Annotated in this window: 3 tRNA genes; all 3 read right to left on the reverse strand. The window is 49.7% G+C overall.

From position 1 onward, the window contains the following. Positions 1–158: 158 nt before the first annotated feature. Positions 159–234: transfer RNA gene (locus ABD353_RS39975), tRNA-Thr, on the reverse strand. A 5-nt stretch (positions 235–239) separates the two neighbouring features. Beyond that, positions 240–314 (reverse strand) — tRNA-Gly (locus ABD353_RS39980). 115 nt (positions 315–429) lie between these two features. Next, positions 430–514 (reverse strand) — tRNA-Tyr (locus ABD353_RS39985). Positions 515–583 lie beyond the last annotated feature (69 nt).

Here is a 583-nt window from a genome sequence, read left to right on the forward strand (position 1 = left end):
CGTTAACGTGCGGTTTTGTACGTTCAAACTTTTCTTTAGACATCGATTGTCCCTCTAAGACACGGATAAATCGGTGATATCACCACATCAACCAGGCAACATGCCCGACTTGTTGAATGAACATAACAGAAGAGAAACAGGGAAGGAGAGAAAAGAAGTGGTGCTGATACCCAGAGTCGAACTGGGGACCTCACCCTTACCAAGGGTGCGCTCTACCAACTGAGCCATATCAGCACGTCTGGAGCGGGCAGCGGGAATCGAACCCGCATCATCAGCTTGGAAGGCTGAGGTAATAGCCATTATACGATGCCCGCATCCTGAAACTCGGCTACCCAGTTCTTTCTGTAATACTAAAGAGACTGCTCTCTTTAGTATTGAGCTGATTAGTTTACCCAACCAACTCCGGCTCCGCAAAGCGTCGCCAGAAAGTGGTGGTGGGGGAAGGATTCGAACCTTCGAAGTCGATGACGACAGATTTACAGTCTGCTCCCTTTGGCCGCTCGGGAACCCCACCCAAATTGTTATGGTGCCGACTACCGGAATCGAACTGGTGACCTACTGATTACAAGTCAGTTGCTCTACC

This window comes from Kitasatospora arboriphila (assembly GCF_039528095.1).
GTDB classification, from domain to species: domain Bacteria; phylum Actinomycetota; class Actinomycetes; order Streptomycetales; family Streptomycetaceae; genus Kitasatospora; species Kitasatospora arboriphila.